The sequence below is a fragment of the Chitinophaga sp. 10T418 genome (assembly GCF_056394125.1).
In genome coordinates this window covers 404,125-418,992 of sequence record NZ_JBFTHG010000007.1, presented here as the reverse complement: position 1 = coordinate 418,992, position 14,868 = coordinate 404,125, and the positions used below count along the sequence as shown (strand labels likewise).

Sequence of the window (14,868 nt, the reverse complement as noted above, 5' to 3'; positions counted from 1 at the left end):
AAAATGTATCTGGTGTTTGAACAAATTTTTGCAACATGAAGATTACTGAAGTATCGATTAAGCGACCTACGATTGTGGTGGTGGTATTTACCATCCTCACACTGTTGGGGGTGATGAGTTATAAATCGTTGAACTATGAGCTGTTGCCTAAGTTCAGCTCCCCTATCGTAACGATAGCTACTATTTACCCGGGAGCGTCTCCCAACGAGGTAGAGAGCAGTGTTACCAAGAAGATTGAAGATGCGATTGCATCCATGGAAAAGATCAAAAAGATCACTTCCAAATCCTCTGAAAGCTTGTCTGTTATTACCGTTGAGTTGAATAACGATGCCAATGTGGATATTGCATTACAGGATGCGCAACGTAAGGTAAATGCTATCCTGGCGGACTTGCCAGGCGATGCGAAACCTCCTTCCCTCAACAAATTCTCACTGGATGATTTACCTATCATGACGCTGTCTGCCACCGCTAAAATGGACGACAAGCAGTTTTATGACCTGGTAGATAAGAAACTGCAACCTTTATTATCCCGGTTGCCGGGTGTGGCCCAGGTATCGCTGATTGGCGGCCAGGAGCGGGAAATACAGGTGAATGTGGATCCGAAGAAAATGCAGGCATTTAATTTATCTATTCTGCAGCTGCGTCAGCTGATCACCAATGCCAACCTGGACTTCCCAACCGGTAAAGTGAAAACTGCCAATGAGCAGATCCTGATCCGTTTGGCGGGTAAATATAAAAACGTAGATCAGCTCCGCAACCTGGTGTTGAAAACAACAGAAAATGGCACACAGGTGCGTTTGACAGATGTAGCTGATGTACAGGATGCCCAGAAAGATGCGGATCGTATTGCCCGTGTAGATGGCGTGAGTTCCATTGCACTGCAGGTGCAGAAACAAACGGATGCCAACGCGGTAACAGTGAGTGAGGAAATGAAGAAGACGATCGCTCAGATAGAAAAAGACTATGCTGCTAATGATCTGAAGATGCTGGTGGCAAATGATTCCTCCGACTTTACGCTGGAATCAGCCGACTCCGTAATACATGACCTTATCCTGGCGGTAGCGCTGGTGGCAGTGGTAATGCTGTTGTTCCTGCATAGTGTGCGCAGTGCCATCTTCGTAATGATCTCCATTCCGGCTTCCCTGATCGCTACTTTTATTGGTATGAAGCTGATGGGCTTCTCGCTTAACCTCATGTCTTTGCTGGGCTTGTCGCTGGTGGTAGGTATCCTGGTGGATGATGCCATTGTGGTACTGGAAAATATCTATCGCCACATGGAGATGGGTAAAAACCGTGTACGTGCTGCATTTGATGGGGTAAAAGAAATAGGATTCACCGTTACTTCCATTACATTGGTAATTGTGGTGGTGTTCCTGCCGATCTCTTTAACCAATGAGCTGGTATCAAAAATTTTGCGTGAGTTCTGCGTGGTGGTAATGATATCTACCATGTTGAGTTTGCTCTCCTCCTTTATGATTGTACCGTTGTTGTCTTCCCGCTTTGGTAGACTGGAACATATCACTGGGAAAAACTGGTTTGAGAAATTTATCCTCTGGTTTGAAGCGCAGTTGTCGAAGTTCACCAGCTGGATGACTGATATCCTGCGCTGGGCGCTGGCGCATAAGGCCATTACCCTGATAGTGGCGGTAGGCTTATTGTTCGCCTCTTTCATGCTATTAGGTAAAGGATATATCGGAGGTGAGTTTATCCCTAAGGGTGACCGCGGGCAATTCATTGTGATGTTGGAAATGCCAAAGGATGCGTCTGTAGATCAAACCAATCTCGCTACCAGGACTGCTGAAAAATATCTCAACAAGAAACCGGAAATCACCCGTTTGATCACTACCGTTGGTCAAACCAGTGAAGATGGTTTTGGTAATTCACAGTCTACCGCCTATAAATCAGAGATCACGGTAATGCTGGTAGATCCGGAGAAACGTGCGGATGCTTCAGATATTTATGCGGCAAAGATTAAGAAAGAGCTGAAGAACATCTTACCGGGCGTTAAAGTGAAAACTACGGCAGTGAGTATCATGGGTACAGCGGAGAGAGCGCCGGTAGAGCTGATCGTAATGGGCACGGAACTCGATAGTGTAATGAACTACGCTAAAAGAGCGATGGATACCCTTAAAACCATCAGTGGTGCCACGGAAGTAAAACTGTCTGTAGAAGATGGTAATCCGGAAATCAACGTACAGGTAGATCGTGATAAGATGGCCGCGCTGGGGCTTACCCTGGATGCCGTGGGAGGAACCATGCAAACGGCCTTCAGTGGTACTGCAGATGATTCTAAAGTGAAATTCCGCCAGGGCGATTATGAATACGATATCAACATCCGTTTTGATGATTTCAGCAGAAAGAACCTGGACGATGTATCCAATATACAGTTCATCAATGATAAAGGCCAGCTGATTAAGTTGTCGCAGTTTGCGGCTGTAACAGAAGGCTCCGGCCCGAGCCACCTGGAAAGAAGGGATAAGAACACCTCTGTATCTGTGCAGGCACAGGTAATGGGTCGTCCTTCCGGTACGGTAACGCAGGAGTTTACCGACAAGCTGGCTAAGATGGGTAAACCAACAGGCATCAGTTACCTGTTTGGCGGGGATGCTKAAAACCAGGGGGATTCCTTTGGTACACTGGGCGCGGCGTTGCTGATCTCTATTGTACTGGTATACCTGATCATGGTGGCGCTGTACGACAACTACATTTATCCGTTTGTGGTATTGTTCTCTATCCCGCTGGCGATTATCGGTGCCCTGCTGGCACTGGCATTGACCAACAATACGCTGAACATCTTCACCATATTAGGTATCATCATGTTGATTGGGTTGGTGGCGAAGAACGCGATCATCCTGGTGGACTTTACCAACCAGATGAAGGAGGAAGGCCAAAGCACGTATCAGGCGCTGATACATGCCAATAATGCACGTTTGCGTCCGATCCTGATGACCACTATCGCGATGGTGATCGGTATGTTACCTATTGCATTGGCAACGGGTGGTGTAGGTGCTATCAAAAATGGTTTAGCCTGGGCCATCATCGGTGGTTTGATCAGCTCCATGTTCCTGACCCTCATTGTGGTACCGGTGGTATACATGGTGGTAGATAAGGTGATGGCGAAGTTTGGAATTGGTAAGCTGTCTACCAAACGTTATATCAGACAACGTATGGTGGCTGCTTATGAAGAAGTACCGCTGAGTGATATTCATTCGAATTAAAGATATGTTACTAACAGTGTAACAGTTGTAGGTTTAGGTAATAGCCGGGATAGTCATATCCCGGCTTTCTTTTTTCTTTGATATTAACAAGTAGTTCTTTCCTTTTCACATTCCATCTTTATTTACGGCGTATTACTTTTGTGGATATAAATCATCCTCATGAAAAAATATATCCCCATTTTATCATTATTAGTGCTGCCATTTATTACGCAGGCCCAGCAAACCATAACAGGACTTGCTTTACCTGAAAGCGTAGTAGCTTATAAAGGTGGCTATTTTGTATCAGACATCGGGACCAAACTCGATCCCACCGCCAAAGACGGTGATGGTGCCATCTCCTACGTGAACAGCGCGGGCAAGCTGCAGGAGTTAAAGTATTTTAATGATTCACTGAATGCTCCTAAAGGCCTGGAGATCATTGGCGATGTAATATATGTGGCAGATATTGACCACCTGAAAGGGTATAATATTTCCACCCGCCAAAAAGTATTTGATTTAAATCTGGAAGGAAAAGCGGTACTGCTGAACGATTTGAGCAAGGTGGATGATAGTTTGCTGGTGATAACAGACTCTTTTAAAAGTCATGCATTACTGATAAATGTAAATACCGCTTCCTGGATAATACTAAAGGGAGATATGATGGTGCCCAATGGTATTTTATATAACGCGCAGCGGGACGAAGTATATGTATGCTCCATGGGTGCTGATTTGGATGGTACCGGTAAATTATTTTCAAAGAAGCTGCATGACGACAATGCTGCCTTTGAGCCAATGGAAGGTTCTCCTATAGGGCTTTTTGATGGTATTGTACAGTTAGATGATCACCGTTTGCTGGTATCTGACTGGATCACTATTAAAGATCCGGTGAAAGGCAATTTATACGTGTACGACCTGGATAAAAAACAGTACACAAAAATAGAGACGAAACGCTCTCCTGCAGATATCGCATTGGATGTAAAGAAGCATGATTTGCTGATCCCGCAATTGCTGGATAATAGATTGGAAATTGTATCACTGAAGAAATTAGGGTTGTAAGGCAGGGCGAAGCAGAAAGCTGTGGCCAGCAGCTTTCTGCTTTTTATTATTTTCTGGCCATCAATAACATATGTGATACAGGAAATGGGATAGGTAAGGGTACATCATTATTGCACGGGCGCATCAGTTGTACCTTTCCTTCCAGCCTGTTTTTCACAATCCATTCATTCCGCCAGGTGGAAGATAGATTATCTAATCTTAGTCCTGCTTCCTCCAGCGCTGCTTTCCAGTCGCTGTAATTCCAGAAGCAAAACGTTTCATGCATTTCACTGAGCCAGTTATCGTGGTAATCTTTTTTGAAAAGAAACTCACAGGCATTCTGCATAGATAACTGCGCATAGGTTTTATCTGCGATGGTTACCCATTCATGAGGTAATTGAAATCCTTCGTGATGACGGAAATCTTTTACGAATTGTTTGAAAATAGCCATAGTAGATAGTTTACCCAGCCAGGCTGCCAGCTCATGTGTATTGGCATTTTCAGGTTTAGGCAAATTGTTCTCTCCATCGGTATCGTTGAGCCATAATAAAACCGTTTCTTCTTTATTCTCTGGTCCTACCACGTCTCTGTTAATCCACACACCGCCGGGAACCAGTTCGCTATAACGATTACGAATAAACGCTATTAAATCTTCCCTGCTACCATACGATTCTATTTCATGTGTGAGGGAAGAGGTATGAATGGTATTCATGCTGCCGGCTTCAAATACGAGGCTTGTCACCGCATTTTTTTGTGAGAAGAAAACTGATGGATTGGCGAATTCTCCGTTATGTTTTCGTTGCAGGCAGATATCGTATAAATGCCGGGATACTTCAATGCCGTAGAAGTCGCACTCATGGAGACGATCATCTTCGCAGGCCATTTTAATCCAGGAGCCTACTGCGCAACCGATGTCGCCGATAGTGCCGGGCTGAATGTAAGGTGCCGTTTCGCGGTATTTGTCGGCCGCGATATCGTCCATTTGTTTTACGTACACGTTGTAATCGCGGGTAGCGGTGAGATCGCCGTCTGCGCCAATGATAGGATCTTTCAGGATATGCTGCACCTTCTCCCCTACTCCATACAGCGACCATATTTTAAAAGACGCCGGGTGCATCTGGTCGAGGATAGTTTTGTTTTTGCGCCAGTCGCCGGAGTGTGCCACCAGTTTTACAATATCCCATGGCATGGGTTGTGTAAACTGATTACTGGCAGGGTCCCATTCTGCCGGTAAAACGGTGTAGCCATGATGGAGGTACATTTCCTTCACCGCAGTAGAACAAATAACCAGGGTATTTTCCGGGTTCAGCTGGTGTACTCCTTCGCTGGAATGTCGTATAGTCTTTACCGTATATTCTGTAAAATCGTTGATCACGCCTACGTCATCGATACCATACACAAATGCAGGTACATCCAGCGAGTTGGAGAATTCCTGGATGATCATAGCGCGGAGGTAGAACGGCACCGGGTTCCGCTTGGTACCCAGGTGATTGGCGGAAGTAACAGCGAAGATAACACCGTCTATTTCCTGTGTGGCTAACGGGTTGCCATACACGTCTTTTTCGCCTTCCAGTTTGCATTTGATAAGGCGGTTCAGGTATTTGAACTGAAAATCTGTTAGCAGGTGATGGCGACCAGGTATGAGTAGATACATGTTGTGAAGTTAAGCAATGAGATGAATTATCATAAGTCATATTCGTTAAAAAAAGTATAACAATTTAATATTTTGTCATGATTCCATGTATTGCTGAATGCCTTATAACCTGCTGTGGAAGACCATTTTAGCTAGCATGATTCTTGTCTGGTAACAGATGGTTATGCCTGCATGATGTCATCTTTTTTAACGAGTATTAAAAACGTGTCATATGAAAAAAATAATATTGGTCACCTGCTTAATTATCAGTGGTTTCTTCTACGGAAGCCTGAGTGCGCAGGTGAAATTAAATGTGAATGTAAACATCGGGAGCCAGCCGGTATGGGGACCAGTTGGATATGATTACGCCGAATATTACTACCTGCCTGACGCAGATGCTTACTATTATGTACCCAATCATCAATATATCTATCTGAACGGAGGCCGGTGGGTGTTCGCTTCTGCATTACCAGCCAGGTATCACTACGATCCATACAGGAGTTACAAAGTAGTAGTGAATGAACCGAGACCTTATCTGCATCCGGACATATACAGGAACAAGTATGGTAAATATAAAGGGAATTATAATCAACAGGAGATTATCAGGGATAGCAGAGATGAAAGGTATTATGTAGTAAAGGGCCATCCCATGAACGGAAAGGGTAACCAGAAGAAATACTACGGCGATGATAACAATGGCAAAAAGTATAAAGACAAGGGACATGGGAATAACGGACATGGGAATAATGGTAATGGGCATGGGAACGGCAATGGTAATGGTCATGGCCACAACAAGGACTAATCGTTTTTTTATAAGTGTAAGGTGTCTCATTCCTGGGGCACCTTTTTCATTTGCGGTAAAGTAAAAGACCGCCTCTTATCTGAGGCGGCCAGGAGCTGAGGCAAACTTGTTGGAAGAAATAGGGATGATTTTAGAGAACGGCAGTTTTGCGGACTTCATCGAAAGTATAGCTCTTGATGACCTTACCGTTTTCGAATACCGTTTGCAGCAGGTCGGCGGAGGCGGTAGCTTCTGCTTCGCTGACTGTTTTGAAGGTGTTATTATCTTTTACGAGCCTGAGTTTTCCGGCTTTTGATTTTTTGAAAGAGGTGCGTAAGTGGCCGGTGGCATCTAACTCTACCGGCATCTTTTGTACATTGATGGGTGCTCCGTTTACCACAGCATAAGCGCATTTGAGGGCAAATTCCTGCGTGTCGCGGTTTACGCGTTGGAGCAATGCACCGCCCATACCCAGTACGAGGTTTTCAGCACTGATACCTGCTTGTTTCAAGGCTTCAAATATGCCGGGTATAGAAGAGTAGCTGATGCCATCGCCTTGTATTACCCTTACCTGTGGAGGCAATACTTTAAAACCTTTTTCATTGGTAGTAAAGCCAAACTTATCCATCAGTATGCTGAAGATTTTCAGGAGGGTTTGTACCGGATCTCCGCTATCGGGGCGGATAACAAGGGTACCATCTCTCTTCAGTATTTGTTCTTTTAAAGCAGTCCCCCAGTATTCTTCACATGCCCGGAAAATATTGTAGGAGTCGGATACACAGGCAATGGTGCCGGTGGGATAAGTATCCAGTATATGTTTGAATATTTCCAGTTCTCCTTCTTCTCCTAATAAAGTAACAACTGAGTGTTCGGTGGCAGGAATGGACAGACCGGGTGCAGTGGGGGCATCATAATATCTTTTGGCAAACAGGGATCCGGGGATGGTATCGCTACCAGCGAAGTTAACCAGGTGGGCGCTACCGCCTATACCGGCACTTTCTACAGAGCTGGCGCCGCGGAAGCCAAAGTCGTTGAGTACAAAATCAATTCCGGCGAAAGCTTCCTGGCTGGCGGTTTCGTCATAATATTTCTTTACTACTTTTTTAATTTCGCGGGATACAGATGCTACGGTGCAGGGGTACCATACCTGCATGAGCAGTGTTTCGAGGAAGTTGGTGAGCCAGAAACATTCAGGGTCGGTGTTTTCGATGGTCATCAGCACATTTCGTACAGGCACTACCGTACCTTCTGCTACTGCTTTGATGCGGATAGGAAGTTTACCACCATGTTTGTTAATGATGTATTCAAAGCGGCTGCGGTCAAAAATATCTTTGCGGCCGAAAACCTCTGTGAGCATGGTTTCTGCTTCATCCAGCTTTTCTTTGGTGAATACTTCTCCGGCTAAATATTCTTTCAGAAAGTATTGGAGGCCATAGAAAACGGTTTCATCAAATTTACCACCTCTGCTTTCGAGGTAAGAGTAGATGTATTCGGTGCCGGGAATATATAGTTTGTGGTGGGAGTATTTGTAAGCATCTGCGAGGAGGATTAGGTTTTCCTTTGTCATATCTCAATATTTTAGTCTTAGTAAGAATATTTTTCTATCAGTTTGGCGAGTAAAGGGAGATGTGTATCTGCAATTTCTCCCTGGGTCATTAAATCCGGTATATTCTTTACTGTTACCCATTTTACTTCGGCCAGGTCGTCACCGGCGGCGGGAGTGCCATCCACCAGGTCTGTACTGAACAGGGTGGTAATGATTTTGTTCACTTCAGAGCGATACCGCCAGTCGTTCACCCGCAGGGAGGCGACGTATTCCATGGGGCCAATTTCCAGTTTGCCACATTCTTCCTGTAACTCTCTGGCAGCGGCCATTTCGAAATTATCGTCTGTTGGGTCGGAAAATCCGCCAGGCAATCTCCATGCTTTTTCGTTGGGCTTACGACCTAACAGTAGCTCTTGTTTATTGTTTCTGAACAGTGCAATATCTACGGTTGCGTATACAGAAGGAAACAGGTTATAGGTATTGTATATAATGCCTGCGCGAAATTCTTCTGTGTCAAACACCCTGTCGGATAAGGCTTCCCGCATAGCGGTGGCGTTATAATCTTTCACCGGTGGCAATGCTTCGGTAGTATACTTACCGGTGTAAGTGCCCATGAAGCTATCGCGGCTGCCGTATAGCAAAAAGCTTTCGTGCGGAAAGTTGTTATGCAGCAGTTCATCCAGTTTCTGTGACCATACAGCATCGCTTTTCTGATCGCTCAGTGGTAATACGATGATTTCCGGGAACTGTTGTTTGATCATACGTTCGCGGGTGTAGTAGTCGAGCGGATTTTTGCGGCTGCCTCTTACCGGGCTTACGCCTAGTATGATCAGCACCCGGTTGTGCTTCTGCTTCACTTGCTGAATCAGTGCCAGATGACCTTCGTGTAAGGAAGGTGTCTGGAACCTGGCGATAATAACTCCTGTGGGCTTCGTGTTTTGCATATCCGAGCTATTTTGTGTAATTGTTACACAAATGTATGTAGAGGGTTTGGAATGACAAAATATTTCTTGTAAAAAATACACAAAATAAGGAATCAGTTACCGTAAGATTGAGTGGAATGCAATCTGATGGCAGGCTGAGATAGGATAAATGTAATGAGTTAGCGCGAAAGTTGTACACTTGTTGGATTAAAAAGAGTGTCTCATTTATGAGACATGTGTCTTATCTTTGAGCGATGGAAGAAACAGCCCAAAGAGTTATTGATGCTGCCATTTATGTATTCAATGATAATCTTTCCGCCACTTTAGACGCTGTTGCAGATAAAGCCGGCGTAACCCGGAGAACATTGAACAGGTATTTTAGGGAACGTGCGCAGCTGATAGAAAGCTGTAAAACCGAGATGCTTCAGACTTGTGAGCAGGCAATGAATACTGCTTTTAATAGCACTACTGATCCTTTAACGCAACTGGAAATGATGCTTTATGCGGGAATTGATTGCGGATATAAGTATGCATTTCTGAATAAACTGAAACAGCAAAACATACCTCCACAGGAAGAAGTCTGTAATGACCAGATGGATAATGTAAAGCAGAAATGGTTTTCACTGGTAGCTGGCTTACAAAAGAATGGTATAATAGATAGCCAGCTTACGCTGTGGTGGATCTTTGTTCTCTTCGGCGGTATGATCAATACCACCATAGATGCGTTACGATCCGGTAACGTTGCGCAAAATGATATTAAGAAATTCGCCTGGTTTTCTTTTAGCAGGAGTGTCGGCATAACGTTTTAAAAATGGAATAGCATGATTGATTTTTTAAAGCCTGCCATATGACGGAATTCTGGGAGTCAAGTTTTATAGAAAAGCAATTGATGTGGGGGGCGGAGCCGGCAGATTCCGCTATCCAGGCAAAGGATTTTTTTATAGCCAGCAACGTTCACGATATACTGCTGCCTGGATTTGGATACGGCAGAAATGCCAAGATCTTTCATGATAATGGTATTACCGTTACCGGCATTGAGATCTCCAAAACAGCCATAGATCTGGCAAAAGCCCTGGGAGCTGATGACATGACTGTTTATAACGGTTCCGTGTCGGACATGCCTTTTGACAACAAATTGTATGACGGAATATTTTGCTTTGCGCTGATCCATTTATTGAATAACCGGGAAAGAAAAAAGTTCATCAGGGATTGTTATGATCAGCTGAAATCCGGTGGGTATATGATTTTCGTGACGATCTCAAAAAGGGCGCCTATGTACGGGAAAGGCCGGAAACTGAGTAAAGAGCGGTTCGAAGCGAGGAAAGGCGTACAACTGTTTTTCTATGATGCGGATTCGATACAGCGGGAGTTTGGAAAGTATGGGTTGATAGCGTTTTCAGAAATGGAGGAGCCTAATAAGCAGACGGAGAATGGGGCATCATTGAGTTTTATAGTTATAAAATGTAAGAAGGAATAATAAGGCAGATCGATGGGCGGCCGGATATGTTTCCGGCCCTTTCACAGCATGCTCCTATCCTCCGAAATTATATCTCAAACGTCATCCCTTCTTTTTTCAGTTTAAAATACCGGTCCTCATCAAAGCTGAACAGATTGGCGGGTCTCCCCTGCGACACCTGTTTTTGCTTTTCATTATGTGAAATCAGTATGCCCAGGTGATTAATCTTCTTTTGAAAATTGCGGCGGTCAATGGGCCGGTCCAGCAAGGTTTCATAGAGTTTTTCCAGATCGGCGATCGGGAATTTTTTATCGAGGAGTTCGAAGCCGATAGGTTCGTAGCGGATTTTGCTGCGCAGGCGTTGTACGGCCACGTTAATAATGGTAGCGTGATCAAAGGCCAGTGCGGGCAGGTCTTTGATGTTAAACCAGTTGGCGTCTTCCGCATCAGAGCTGGCAGCCAGTTTAAAGTTAGTGGGATTTACCAGGCCGAAGTAGGCGATAGACACTACTCTGCCGCGTGGATCACGGCCCGGGAGACCAAAAGTATACAGTTGTTCCAGGTAGTTGATGTTTACGCCGGCTTCTGTGAGCAGTTCACGGGTCACTGCTTCTTCCAGGGCTTCTTCGTCCAGCACAAATCCACCGGGCAGCGCCCAGCTGTGCAGATAGGGCTGTATGGTGCGCTTAATAAGCAGTACCACAATGCCTTCTTTGGGAATATATCCAAATACTACCGCATCCACGGTTAGTCTGATGTTTTGTTTTATCGCCGCCAAACTCTTATCTGATTATTTTACTTGAATGTAATGATCTAACTGGGCAGTGCCTTTATGTAAATTTACGAACAAAGGATTTTTCTGCGGATCAAAAACGATAATAGTGCTTTGTTCCCATATATCCTGAGGGGTGGGTAATTCTATGATCACTTCCTGGCCGTTGGCGCGGTGAAACAGCAGGCTATCTTTTGCGGCGATGTGGCCTTTAAACTGGTGCTGGTCCAGGTAGTCGGTGAGTTGTTTTCTCAGTTGCAGTACGGAATCGTTCAGTGCGCTGGCGGCTGGTTTAAATTCGCGGTACACGTAGGATTTCTCGCTGATCACATCGTAAGCGGATTTGTCTGTAGTGTGCTCGTCATTACGGGAATGGTTACACGCAAACAATGCCACCGTGATAGTAAGGAGTGATAATATTTTATTCATGATCTCAAAGCTTTAATGTTCGTAACAATCGTAGTTGCGTTGGCGGTAAATTTTGCCATCGCGAAATTCGATGATGGTGCAAATGAATGCTTTCATTATTTGTCCCCGGCGGAATTGTCCTGCATCTACTCCTATTTCGCCGGTCCATTTGGCTTCTACCACGAGGGTGTTGCCGGATTCCACTACTTTCAGCACGCTGAAGTGTTGGGATTTTAAAATGATTTTATTGGTGGCCATGCTTTCCAGCATGATCTCAAAATTTCGTTGTTTGATCTCATTCGAGAGCTGATTTGGATATTCAGTCTGAATAATGTTGGGATGAAAAATCCTGGCAAATTCAACGGGGTCTGCTGAAAAGCTCTCCAGCAGCTGGAAATACCGGTATATAAGCGCCAGTTTCTCGTCCATTTAAAGGGATAAATTGATTTATTTACGAATTACGTATTTATGCGAAAATATACATTTCGCACCTATATGTAACTCCCAAATTTTGAAGGGATCGTAATCAGGGGATGCTGCTGAATGCGAGTTTGTCCTTATCGTTTGTTTTATCAATGATATTGTATACCAGCTTCAACACGTTGAGGGTGCCATCGTAATTTATCTTGTTGTCGCTGGTGGCCGTGCTGGTAGAGAAGTAAAGAACGGGTATATTTTTTTTGTAGAAAGATGCATGATCGGAGTTGTAGATACCGCTGGAATCATATACCAGTGGCAGCTCTTTGGTAGTGGCCTGCTGTAGAATTGCAGCCCATCCCGGGGAGGTGCCGGTGCCGCCGATCTGTAAGGCGGTGCCTGGGTTCAGTTGGCCGATACCGTCCATATTAATCATATAGTTTACCTGCGAAAGGTTCACGGTGCTGTGGGCCGCAAAATATTTTGAGCCGGACAGGCCCTGTTCCTTGCCGGAAAAGGCGACAATAATATAGTTGTTGTTATGGAGACGGGAGTTGTTCAGTAAGCGGGCTATTTCCAGCAAAGCCGCTGTTCCGCTGGCATTATCTTCTGCCCTGGACGTGGTTTCCCAACCGCGGTAGTCATAATGTGCGCCAATGATGATGGTTCTGGGGGCTTTGTTGTTAATATAGCCGATCACGTTGGTACCGCTGCGTTTAATAGCTTTAAAGGCAATCTGCATGTTTACCTGGAAGCTGCCGGCATCTTCGGCATTCAGCTTTTTGCTGACATCACTGCTTACCCAAACGGCAGGGATGCCTGTAGGGGCTGGGTGTTGCTCGAGCCATTTCAGCACTTCAGCAATGGTTTCTTTCCCATTATAAAATACCACACCGGAGGCGCCGGATTTTTCGGCGATCTGGGTTTGCTGCAGATATAGCTGCAGCATGCTTTTCTGGCTGTCGGTATCTATTTCCGCCACATTGATGAGCCAGATGTTATCGGGTTCATTTACGCTGGGCATCGCTTCACCTTTGGCTGGTTTCTCCGCGCTGAAGGGTAATGGGAGAAATTGTTTGCCAGCCAGCAACTTATCTTCATTGATGGTCATGTGACAGGTAGCTGCCGGTTCACGGGTTTCTTTTATGGTAAAAGTCTGTAAAAATCCATCTTCTCCCATGGGAGTTAAACCGTTTTGCTGCATCTGTGCGGCGATGTATGCGGCGGCCAGCTGTTCACCGGGAGCCCCGGTACTACGGCCTTCCAGCTTGTCGCTGCTCAGGTAATTAATGTGCAATTGTAGGTTACCTATGGTTTTTCTGTCCTCTTTCTTCTGTGCATGAACGTATATGGTTACAACCACCAATGGTAACAGCCAGGTTATCTTTTTCACAGCAATCTGATTTGGGTGTTGGTGCAAAATTACGGATTACCAGTGTCGAATAGCTAAATTGAGTGAAGTTCTTTTGACGATCCTGTTGTATTCTAACTAATTGTAATGTAATGCTTTCGTCTTAAAACAGTCATTCGCCACTTTCTGTTGGTCGTTCATAATTCTCAAATCGCTATTTTTGCCCCGTTTTAAAAACAAAGTATGAAAAACACGCCTTTTACAGAGAAACACATTGCGCTGGGTGCCAAGATGGCCGCCTTTGCGGGTTACAACATGCCTATTTCCTACACTGGTATTAACGATGAGCATCAGGCGGTGCGTACAAACGCCGGCGTGTTCGATGTAAGCCACATGGGCGAATTTATTTTAAAGGGCGAAAATGCACTGGACCTGATTCAGCGCGTTACCAGCAATGATGCATCCAAGCTCACTGCAGGCAAAGCTCAGTACAGCTGTTTACCCAACAACGACGGTGGTATCGTAGACGATCTGCTGGTTTATTGCATCGAAGAAAATAAAGTATACATGCTGGTGGTAAATGCCAGCAATATTGAAAAAGACTGGAACTGGATCAGCCAGTTCAACACCAACAACGTGGAAATGCACAACATTTCCGACAAAACCTGCCTGCTGGCCATCCAGGGGCCTAATGCTACCAGCATCCTCCAACCGCTCACAGAAGTAGACCTCATCAACATGAAGTACTACACCTTTACAAAAGGCGTGTTTGCAGGGGTACCTAATGTGGTGATCAGTGCTACCGGCTACACCGGTGCAGGTGGGATTGAAATTTATTTTGAAGACGTAGACGGCGCAGCAGACAAGATCTGGGACGCTATTTTCGCAGCAGGTGGCCCTAAAGGACTGAAACCTATTGGTTTGGGCGCCCGCGATACCCTCCGTCTGGAAATGGGTTTCTGCCTGTATGGTAATGATATCGATGATACCACTTCCCCTATGGAAGCTGGTTTGGGCTGGATTACCAAATTCACCAAACCATTTACCTCCAGCGAGTTATTTGCAAAACAGAAAGCAGAAGGTATCACCAAAAAGCTGGTAGGCTTTGAAATGGTGGATAAAGGCATTCCCCGTCACGACTATGAAATTAAAGATGCAGCAGGTAATGTGATTGGCCGCGTAACTTCCGGTACCCAATCCCCTTCCATGCAGAAAGCTATCGGTCTCGGCTATGTGAAAACAGCTTTCGCAGCGCAGGATACCGAAATATTTATTGCCGTTAGGGATAAGGCCCTGAAAGCAAAAGTGGTAAAAGTGCCATTCCTGAGCTAGGAATATGTATGAATAGC

Annotated in this window: 13 protein-coding genes; 6 read left to right on the top strand and 7 right to left on the bottom strand. The window is 45.1% G+C overall.

All coding sequences use genetic code 11. The features are described from left to right. Nucleotides 1–35: 35 nt before the first annotated feature. Both AC1DCV_RS22520 and AC1DCV_RS22515 read left to right on the top strand, forming a co-directional pair. On the top strand, nucleotides 36–3,218 hold the full coding sequence (locus AC1DCV_RS22520; protein WP_477025256.1) for an efflux RND transporter permease subunit: 3,183 nt from the start codon (nucleotides 36–38) through the stop codon (nucleotides 3,216–3,218). Nucleotides 3,219–3,377: 159 nt separating this feature from the next. Continuing rightward, nucleotides 3,378–4,253 carry an SMP-30/gluconolactonase/LRE family protein gene (locus AC1DCV_RS22515; protein WP_477025255.1) on the top strand — a complete coding sequence of 292 codons (876 nt, stop codon included), beginning with the start codon at nucleotides 3,378–3,380 and terminating at the stop codon, nucleotides 4,251–4,253. Between the two features lie 46 nt (nucleotides 4,254–4,299). Here AC1DCV_RS22515 and AC1DCV_RS22510 read toward each other — a convergent pair whose 3' ends face one another. Beyond that, a complete protein-coding gene (locus tag AC1DCV_RS22510) occupies nucleotides 4,300–5,886 on the bottom strand; it encodes a class I SAM-dependent methyltransferase (RefSeq protein WP_477025254.1) in 1,587 nt (528 codons plus the stop codon). A 211-nt stretch (nucleotides 5,887–6,097) separates the two neighbouring features. Between AC1DCV_RS22510 and AC1DCV_RS22505 the strand changes: the two genes are divergently transcribed. Beyond that, nucleotides 6,098–6,667, top strand: coding sequence for a hypothetical protein (locus AC1DCV_RS22505; RefSeq protein WP_477025253.1), 570 nt, complete (start codon nucleotides 6,098–6,100; stop codon nucleotides 6,665–6,667). A 130-nt stretch (nucleotides 6,668–6,797) separates the two neighbouring features. Here the strand turns inward: AC1DCV_RS22505 and AC1DCV_RS22500 are convergent, their stop codons facing one another. Together AC1DCV_RS22500 and AC1DCV_RS22495 are read right to left on the bottom strand one after the other, a co-directional pair. Further along, the gene (locus tag AC1DCV_RS22500; protein WP_477025252.1) at nucleotides 6,798–8,213 is read right to left on the bottom strand and encodes a nicotinate phosphoribosyltransferase; all 1,416 of its coding nucleotides are present in this window, start codon (nucleotides 8,211–8,213) and stop codon (nucleotides 6,798–6,800) included. Nucleotides 8,214–8,230: 17 nt separating this feature from the next. Further along, a complete protein-coding gene (locus AC1DCV_RS22495) occupies nucleotides 8,231–9,136 on the bottom strand; it encodes an NUDIX domain-containing protein (protein ID WP_477025251.1) in 906 nt (301 codons plus the stop codon). 233 nt (nucleotides 9,137–9,369) lie between these two features. On the opposite strand from AC1DCV_RS22495, the gene AC1DCV_RS22490 reads away from it, so the two are divergent. Both AC1DCV_RS22490 and AC1DCV_RS22485 read left to right on the top strand, forming a co-directional pair. After that, nucleotides 9,370–9,924 carry a TetR/AcrR family transcriptional regulator gene (locus AC1DCV_RS22490; RefSeq protein ID WP_477025250.1) on the top strand — a complete coding sequence of 185 codons (555 nt, stop codon included), beginning with the start codon at nucleotides 9,370–9,372 and terminating at the stop codon, nucleotides 9,922–9,924. A gap of 38 nt (nucleotides 9,925–9,962) precedes the next feature. After that, a complete protein-coding gene (locus tag AC1DCV_RS22485) occupies nucleotides 9,963–10,592 on the top strand; it encodes a class I SAM-dependent methyltransferase (protein WP_477025249.1) in 630 nt (209 codons plus the stop codon). Nucleotides 10,593–10,659: 67 nt separating this feature from the next. On the opposite strand, the gene AC1DCV_RS22480 is transcribed toward AC1DCV_RS22485, so the two are convergent. The 4 genes from AC1DCV_RS22480 to AC1DCV_RS22465 all read right to left on the bottom strand — a co-directional run bounded on the left by AC1DCV_RS22480 (nucleotide 10,660) and on the right by AC1DCV_RS22465 (nucleotide 13,561). Beyond that, nucleotides 10,660–11,349, bottom strand: coding sequence for an NUDIX hydrolase (locus AC1DCV_RS22480; protein WP_477025248.1), 690 nt, complete (start codon nucleotides 11,347–11,349; stop codon nucleotides 10,660–10,662). A gap of 12 nt (nucleotides 11,350–11,361) precedes the next feature. Continuing rightward, entirely contained in the window at nucleotides 11,362–11,772 is a 411-nt protein-coding gene (locus AC1DCV_RS22475; protein ID WP_477025247.1) for a hypothetical protein, read from the bottom strand. A gap of 12 nt (nucleotides 11,773–11,784) precedes the next feature. Then, a complete protein-coding gene (locus AC1DCV_RS22470; RefSeq protein WP_441572872.1) occupies nucleotides 11,785–12,180 on the bottom strand; it encodes a nuclear transport factor 2 family protein in 396 nt (131 codons plus the stop codon). Nucleotides 12,181–12,277: 97 nt separating this feature from the next. Then, the gene (locus AC1DCV_RS22465) at nucleotides 12,278–13,561 is read right to left on the bottom strand and encodes a M28 family peptidase (protein WP_477025246.1); all 1,284 of its coding nucleotides are present in this window, start codon (nucleotides 13,559–13,561) and stop codon (nucleotides 12,278–12,280) included. A gap of 201 nt (nucleotides 13,562–13,762) precedes the next feature. Between AC1DCV_RS22465 and gcvT the strand changes: the two genes are divergently transcribed. Beyond that, nucleotides 13,763–14,851 (top strand): glycine cleavage system aminomethyltransferase GcvT, encoded by a 1,089-nt coding sequence (gene gcvT / locus AC1DCV_RS22460; protein WP_441572874.1) that lies wholly within the window; start codon nucleotides 13,763–13,765, stop codon nucleotides 14,849–14,851. Nucleotides 14,852–14,868: the final 17 nt, after the last annotated feature.